The following is a 7,465-nucleotide window of genomic DNA, read 5'->3' as shown; positions in this document are numbered from 1 at the left end:
GCGACGCCGCCGCCGATCGGCCCCTGCTGGTCGTCGTCGAGGACCTGCACCGGATCGACCCGGAGTCGGCGTGGGCGCTGCGGATGCTCGCCCGGCGCATCGGCGAGGACCGCGTCGTCGTCGTGATGACCACGAGGGACCGGCCCGAGGAGGACTCCGGTCTCGAGCACCTCCACCTCGGGCCGCTGTCGGCCGCCGACTCGGCCGCTCTCCTCGACACGCTCCCGCATCCTCCTCGCGGCGCCGCCCGGCGCGCTCTGCTCGACCTCGCCCGCGGGAATCCGCTCGCCCTGGTGGAGCTGACCGGGCGCGACCCGTCGGCCGACGAGGCGGAGGACCGCGCGGTGACCGGACGCCTCGAGTCGGCCTTCGCCGAGCGGTTCGCGGAGCTCGACCAGCCCTCTCGGCTCGCCGTGCTGGCCGTGGCGCTGGGCGACGTCGCGACGGCGGAGGAGGCGAGCCGGCTGGCGAACCTGGCGCTCGGCCGCCACCCCGACCCCTCCTGGATCGACCGGGCCGTCGCCGCGTCGCTGCTCAGCTGGACGCCGGGGAGCGGACTCCGCTTCCGGCACCCTCTCGTGCAGTCCGCGGTGACGAGCGTGAGCCGCCCCTCCGAGCGCGCGGCCGTGCTCCGCACGCTCGTCCAGGAGCACCGCGACGACCCGAGCCGGACGCTCTGGTGGCGGTCGGAGCTCGCGACGGGCTCGGACGGGCCGGTCGGCGAGGAGCTCGCCGGTCTCGCGGCGTCAGGCCTCGCGACGGGCGACGTCGTCCTGGCGGCTCAGGCGATGGAGCGGGCGGCGGAGCTGACCCCCGCGGGGCCGCTGCGCGTCTCGCGCCTGATCGACGCGGCCGAGTACTCCGGACTCGCCGGCCGGACCGCGGAGGCGGCGCTGCTCGTGCACCGCGCGGCGGGCGAGGCCGTCGATCCGGTGCTCACCGCCCGCGCCGCCTGGACGCGCGAGACGCTGCCGACCGGGCGCACGGCCCTCTCGCGGGGCGACCTCTCGCCTGCGCTCGCCGCAGTGACGGCGCTGCAGAGCCACGGAGCCGTCGACGCCGCGACCGCCGCGCTCCTGCACCTCGCCGCCATCGCCTGGGACCACAACCGCGAGGCGTCGCCGGGGGAGCCGATGATCCAGGCGGTGCGCGCGCTCGCCCTCGACGACTCCGACCCGCGCGCCGTCCTGCTCGCGGCGGTCACCGAGCCGATCGCCCGCGGCGACGAGGTCGTCCGCCGGGCGCTCGCGGCGGCCGGCGGGGCGAGCGGTCCGGAGGAGGCGTGGTGGCTCGGCTACGCGCTGAACACGGCGGGCGAGGTCGAGGTCGCCCGGGAGCTCCTGGAGGAGGCGATCACCGGGCTGCGCGCGCGCGGCGACATCCGGATCCTCCCGCAGGCGCTCCTCGCCGCCTCGATGACCACGTCGCTCGCCGGCCGCTTCTCGCGCGCCCGCTCCTTCGCCGAGGAGGCGCTCGTCCTCGGGAGCGACCTGGGGGACGTCGGCTTCGAGACCGCGTCCCGGGCCTGCCTGGCCTGGTTCGACGCGATGGAGGGCGTCGCGCCCGATCCCGAGGCGATCAGCGCGGGCAGCGCGATCGGCGCGGCCGTCCTCTGCTCGAGCGTGATGCGGGCGACGCTCCGCGGATCGCGAGCGGCGGTGGCGGTCCTCGAGTCGCGACCGGGCGACGCCGTGCCGGAGCTCCTGCCCCTCCTCGACACGGACGACGACTCCCTGAACCCCGGCTTCGCGATCCTGACCACGCCCGATCTCGTCGACGCGGCTCTCGCGATCGGGGACGTCGGAGTCGTGCGCCTGCACGCCGCGAGGCTGGAATCGCTCTTCGAGCGCTGGCACCAGCCGATGATCGAGGCGGCCCTCCGGTACGCGCAGATCGCCGTGGCGCTCGCCGACGGAGCGCCGGACGCCGCGGCCGGGCTGCTCCGCCGGACTCCGCCGCCGCTCCCGTACGTGCGGGCGCGGGCGCTGCTGCTCGTGGGCGACGGGCTGCACCGGGCCGGTCGGGCGGCCGAGGCGCGGCCCCTCCTCCGCGAGGCACTGGCGATGCTCGAGGAGCTGCCGATCCACGCCTGGGCCGATCGGGCCCGTGACGCGCTCCGGGCCGCCGGAGGGAGGATCGCGGACGCGCCGTCGCCGGCCGCTGCGACGCTGACCCCGCAGGAGCTGCGCATCTGCGCTCTCGCGAGCACGGGGCTGTCGAACCGCGCGATCGCGCAGAACCTGTTCCTCTCGCCGCGCACGGTCGGCGCGCACCTGTACGCGGCGTACCGCAAGCTCGGGATCGGCGGGCGGGGCGAGCTCGCCGCGGTGCTCGGGAGGGACGCGGGCGCCGACGCCTGAGGCCGGACTCCGCTCGCAGGGGCACCCGGCCCCCGTTCGAGCGCAGACGCGCAGGCGCGCCCCGGAACGGCCGGGACGCGCCTGCGAGCGTGCCGCGCTACTCCTGGATGAAGGCCAGCAGGTCGGGGTTGATGACGTCCGCGTGGACGGTCAGCATGCCGTGCGGGTAGCCCTCGTAGATCTTGAGCGTCGAGTTCTGCAGCAGCTCGTGCTGCTTGAGCGCGGCGTCCTTGTAGGGGACGACCTGGTCGTCGTCGCCCTGGGTGACGAGGACGGGGACGGTGATCGCCTTCAGGTCCTCGGTCTGGTCCGTCTCCGAGAAGGCCTTGATGCCCTCGTAGTGCGCGAGCGCGGATCCGGTCATGCCCTGGCGCCACCAGTTGTCGACCACGGGCTGCGAGAGCTCGACCCCCTCGCGGTTGAAGCCGTAGAAGGGCCCGGAGGCCACGGCCTGGTAGAACTCGGCGCGGTTCGCCGCGAGAGCGTCGCGGAAGCCGTCGAACACCGAGATCGGCGTGCCCTCGGGGTTCGCCTCGGTCTGCACCATCAGCGGCGGGACCGACGAGACGAGGACGGCCTTGGCCACGCGGCCCTGGGGCTCGCCGTACTTCGCGACGTAGCGCGCGACCTGGCCGCCTCCGGTGGAGTGGCCGATGTGGATCGCGTTCCGCAGGTCGAGGTGCTCGACGACCGCGTTCACGTCGCTGGCGTAGTGGTCCATGTCGTGTCCGGTGCCGACCTGGGTCGAGCGTCCGTGCCCGCGGCGGTCGGTCGCGATGACGCGGTAGCCGTGCGCGTGGAAGAACAGCATCTGCGCGTCCCAGTCGTCGGACGACAGCGGCCAGCCGTGGTGGAAGACGATGGGCTGCGCGTCGGTGCTGCCCCAGTCCTTGTAGTAGATCTCGACGTCGTCGTCCGTGGTCACAAACGGCATCTTCGAACCTCCGTGCTCGTGTCGATCCCGAGCCCGGCCCGGGTCGTGTCCAAGGTGGTGCCTCCCCGGATGAGGGTGGGGAGCGGCTCCACGATAGGGGCGTGGGAGCGCTCCCTGAAGAGCGCGGGGAGATGTTCCGACGATCGTCCAGACCTGGTCGCCCGGGCGGTGCCGGGGCCGCCGGCCGCGCTCGCCGAGTGGGGTCGGATGACTCGTGACCGGCACCGCGGACGCTGACAGGATCGCGGCGGACGCGCCCTCCCGCGGCGCGCGGATCGGAGGTCGCGATGCCCACGACGACGCCCACGACGACGGCCCTGCCGACGCGCAGGACGACGACGCCCCAGCGGGCGGTGCTCCGGTGACCGTCGAGGACCGCGTCCCGATCGAGCCGCAGGCGGTCGTCGCTCCGCTCAGCCGGTCCGCCGTCTTCCTCTCGCTCGACATCGTCGGCGGGCAGGACGCCGCGGACCGCGTGCGGGACGTCGTCGCCGACGTGGGCGGGATCCTCCGCGCGGTCGGCTTCCGCGACCTGGGCCTGCGCCTCTCCTGCCTGGTCGGGATCGGGAGCGACGCGTGGGACCGCTTCGGCGGGGAGGGGCGCCCCGCGCAGCTGCACCCGTTCCGGGAGGTGGTCGGCGCGGCGCACACGGCCGTCTCGACGCAGACCGACCTCCTGTTCCACATCCGGGCGGAGCGGGACGACGCCTGCTTCGAGTTCGAGCGCCTCCTGCTCGACGCGCTCGGCGAGGACGTCGTCGTCCGCGACGAGGTGGTCGGCTTCCGCTACTTCGACAACCGCGACCTGCTGGGCTTCGTCGACGGCACCGAGAATCCGACCGGCGAGGCGCTGCCCCGCGTCGCGCTGATCGGCGCGGAGGACGCGGCGTTCGCGGGCGGCAGCTACCTGGTCGTGCAGAAGTACCTGCACGACCTGACGGCGTGGCACGCGCTCACCACCGAGCAGCAGGAGCGGGTCATCGGCCGGAGCAAGGCCGACAACGTCGAGCGCGAGGACGATCCGGCGCAGCTCTCGCACAAGGGGCTCGCGACCGTGGTCGACGCCGGCGGGACCGAGCACGACATCCTCCGCGACAACATGCCCTTCGGCCGGCCCGGCAGGGGCGAGTTCGGCACGTACTTCCTCGGCCTGGCCGCCGACCTGTCGGTGATCGAGACGATGCTGACGCGGATGTTCGTCGGCGTGCCCGCGGGCCGGCACGACCGCCTCCTCGACTTCTCGACCGCGACGACCGGCGGGGTCTACTTCGTGCCCTCGCGGGACGTGCTCGAGGGCCTGGGCGGCTGACCCGGGCCGGTCGTCGGGGCGCGGATCGAGTCGGATGACCGTGGTGCCGCCCGGGCCGGAGCGGTGGGATCGGAGCAGCGCAGGCGCGCAGGACGATCAGCAGGGAGAACGCCGTGGAACCCGACGACAGCACCGCTCCGCACCACGAGACCCCCGGTTTCGGAGACCCGGACCTCCCCCAGGAGGGGATCGTGAACACCGAGGGCGATCCCTCGGCGAACACGATGACCGGCCCGCAGAACCGCGTCCTGGAGGGACTGTTCCCGAACCAGATCGCCGCGCCCGCGACGGACATCAGCACGCAGCCGTTCTTCTGGTCCTCCTTCAACATCTCGCCGCGGCGGGTGCAGCGGGGAGGCTGGGCGCGCGAGCTCACGCAGGCCGATTTCGCGATCTCGAACGAGATCGCCGGCGTGAACATGTACCTCGAGGCCGGCGGGATCCGCGAGCTGCACTGGCACCAGAGCGCCGAGTGGGCGCTGATGACCAAGGGGAACTGCCGCATCACCACGCTCAGCCGCACCGGCCGGCCCAGTGTCGACGACGTGCAGGAGGGGGACCTCTGGTACTTCCCGCCCGGCCTGCCGCACTCCCTGCAGGGCCTCGGCCCGGACGGGGCGGAGTTCGTGCTCGCGTTCGACGACGGCGAGCAGTCCGAGAGCAACACGCTCCTGCTCACCGACTGGTTCGCGCACACGCCGCCGGACGTGCTGGCGAAGAACTTCGGCGTCGCGCAGGAGGTCTTCCGCGACATCCCGCTGCACGACCTCTGGATCTTCCCGGGCGACGTGCCCGGCGACCTCCCGGCCGACCGGGCCGCGGCCGGGGTGCAGGACGGCGACGAGGCGGTGATCTTCCGGCTCTCCCGCTCGGAGCCCGCGTACCAGAACAGCGGCGGCCGGATCCAGATCGCCGACAGCACGAACTTCCCGGCCTCGCGCACGGTCTCGGCCGCGCTGACGACCGTCGAGCCCGGCTCGATGCGCGAGCTGCACTGGCACCCCAACGCCGACGAGTGGCAGTACTACCTCCGCGGATCCGCTCGGATGACCGTCTTCAACACCGGCCCGCACGCCAACACGACCGACTTCCACGCCGGAGACGTGGGCGTCGTGCGCCGCAACTTCGGCCACTACGTGGAGAACACCGGCGACGACACGCTGGTCTACATCGAGACCTTCAAGAGCTCCCACTACGAGGAGGTGTCGCTCGCCCAGTGGCTGAGCCACCTGCCGCCGTCGCTGGTCGCGCAGCACCTGAACATCCCGGAGGAGGTGCTGGCGACCTTTCCGCCCGGGACGCAGGGGATCACTCCGCTGCGCTGAGGGAGGGACGCGCGGAGGGGACGGGGACATGGCGGAGGATCACGAGGCGGCGCTCCTGCCGTGGGCGGGGAGGGCGGCGGTGCTGCTGGACCGGCACCTGCGGGTGCTGGCCGCGACTCCGCTCGCGCGGGCGCTCTCGCCCGCCTTCGCCCCAGGAGCGAGCATCGCCCGCTTCACCTTCCTGGACTCGTCCGAGGTCGAGGACCTGCCCTGCTGGGGGTCCGCCGCCGACCAGGTCGCGGCGATGCTCCGCGACTCGCTCGAGCGGCATCGGGGGGACCGGGAGTTCCTGACGGTCGTCGGGGAGCTCTCGGCGAGGAGCCCGCGGTTCGCGGACTCGTGGGCGGCCGGGGCGGAGGCCGACGCACGCGGGTCGGTCGTGTTCCTCGACACCGCGGTCGGCTCTGTTCCGATGGACTACCGGCTGGTCCGGGACGGCGCGCGCCTCCTGCTCCTGTTCGAGGCGGGTGACGCGACGGATCGCGAGGCTCTCGCCCGGCTCGCGGCCACGCGTCAGGCGCCGGCCGGGGCGGCCAGCGCGGTGCCCGCCTCCGGAGCGGGCCGCAGCGAGGCGAGGACGTCGACGGCTTCGGCCGCCGGAGTCCCCGCTGCCGCGAGGTAGGTCACGACGTACCGGCCCGGAGCGCCGGCGAGCTCCAGGGTCTGCATCTCGAGGTCGAGCCAGCCGAACGGCTCGACGTGGACGCGGATCCACCGGTGGGTGAAGGGGCGGACCTGGTACTCGGCCCAGATCGACCGGAACAGCGGATTCTCGACCGAGCACTCGCCGACGATCTCGTGCAGCCGCGGATCGTCGGGGTCGCTGTAGAACCGCAGTGCGGCGATCAGCTCACGGAAGACCTGGCCCCACGCCTGCAGCTGGTCCGGCGGGTCGCCGTTCGCCACGGCGCGCGCGTAGCCGCGGGAGGTGGAGAGCAGCATGTTGGCGCCGGGCACGCCCTTGTCGGGGGCGAGACGGCTCATCAGGTCGTTCGCGCCGAGGACGTCGAGGTTGCGGTCGAACGCGTACGCCGGGGTCCTCGGCCAGTGGGCGAGTAGCGACTCCACGCCCTGGCCCTGCGGAGGGGAGTCGGGATCGCGCGGGCCGGGGCGCAGCCGGGCCAGCCGGAAGAGGTAGGCGCGCTCGAACTCGTCGAAGGCGAGCGCCTCGGCGAGGGCGTTCAGCACCTGGTCGGACGGGGCGACCGCGTGCCCCTGCTCGACGCGGAGGTAGTAGTCGCGGCTGATCTGGGCGCGGTCGGCGACCTCCTCGCGGCGCAGGCCCGGCACCCGCCGCCGGGTGCCCGCGGTCGGCACGCCGACCTGCTCCGGCCGCAGCGCCGCCCGGCGAGCGCGGAGGAACTCCGCGAGGGGGCTGCGAGAGCTCATCGTGCGACTCCATCGGATCACCCGCCGGGTCGAGCGGCGGTCGTGCGGGGGTGGGGCCGTACCGGTCGTCCGGTGGGACACAGAGTACCGTCGGGCGCTCGCGGGGCCCACTGCCCTCCTGTGCCTCCTGCCCGGCGCCGACCGGGAG

6 protein-coding genes are annotated in these 7,465 nt (G+C 73.9%); 4 read left to right on the top strand and 2 right to left on the bottom strand.

Going from position 1 to position 7,465, the window contains the following annotated elements; all coding sequences use genetic code 11:
• A partial coding sequence (locus C5D09_RS15515; protein WP_146085658.1) for a helix-turn-helix transcriptional regulator occupies positions 1 to 2,360 on the top strand: 2,360 nt, incomplete at its 5' end.
• A gap of 97 nt (positions 2,361 to 2,457) precedes the next feature.
• Here the strand turns inward: C5D09_RS15515 and C5D09_RS15510 are convergent.
• Entirely contained in the window at positions 2,458 to 3,294 is an 837-nt protein-coding gene (locus C5D09_RS15510; protein ID WP_104224006.1) for an alpha/beta fold hydrolase, read from the bottom strand.
• 214 nt (positions 3,295 to 3,508) lie between these two features.
• On the opposite strand from C5D09_RS15510, the gene C5D09_RS15505 reads away from it, so the two are divergent.
• From C5D09_RS15505 to C5D09_RS17260, 3 genes are all read left to right on the top strand, one after another.
• Positions 3,509 to 4,603: a Dyp-type peroxidase gene (locus tag C5D09_RS15505; protein ID WP_308471026.1), complete on the top strand. Its 1,095-nt coding sequence runs from the start codon at positions 3,509 to 3,511 to the stop codon at positions 4,601 to 4,603.
• A gap of 113 nt (positions 4,604 to 4,716) precedes the next feature.
• Entirely contained in the window at positions 4,717 to 5,928 is a 1,212-nt protein-coding gene (locus tag C5D09_RS15500; RefSeq protein WP_258067028.1) for a cupin domain-containing protein, read from the top strand.
• 28 nt (positions 5,929 to 5,956) lie between these two features.
• Positions 5,957 to 6,550, top strand: a complete 594-nt coding sequence (locus C5D09_RS17260) for a hypothetical protein (RefSeq protein ID WP_146085657.1) — start codon at positions 5,957 to 5,959, stop codon at positions 6,548 to 6,550.
• On the opposite strand, the gene C5D09_RS15490 is transcribed toward C5D09_RS17260, so the two are convergent.
• Complete coding sequence (locus C5D09_RS15490; protein ID WP_104269700.1) at positions 6,442 to 7,317, bottom strand: helix-turn-helix transcriptional regulator; 876 nt, start codon at positions 7,315 to 7,317, stop codon at positions 6,442 to 6,444. The genes C5D09_RS17260 and C5D09_RS15490 overlap by 109 nt on opposite strands.
• Positions 7,318 to 7,465 lie beyond the last annotated feature (148 nt).

This window comes from Rathayibacter sp. AY1C9, assembly GCF_002932315.1.
Lineage (GTDB): Bacteria > Actinomycetota > Actinomycetes > Actinomycetales > Microbacteriaceae > Rathayibacter.
Note: the sequence above shows the minus strand (reverse complement) of the source record. Positions and strands in the feature narration are given on the sequence as shown.

Coding starts and splice junctions, on each gene's coding strand:
- C5D09_RS15510 (WP_104224006.1), bottom strand. CDS start 3,294: ATGCCGTTTGTGACCACGGACGACGACGTCGAGATCTACTACAAGGAC.
- C5D09_RS17260 (WP_146085657.1), top strand. CDS start 5,957: ATGGCGGAGGATCACGAGGCGGCGCTCCTGCCGTGGGCGGGGAGGGCG.
- C5D09_RS15490 (WP_104269700.1), bottom strand. CDS start 7,317: ATGAGCTCTCGCAGCCCCCTCGCGGAGTTCCTCCGCGCTCGCCGGGCG.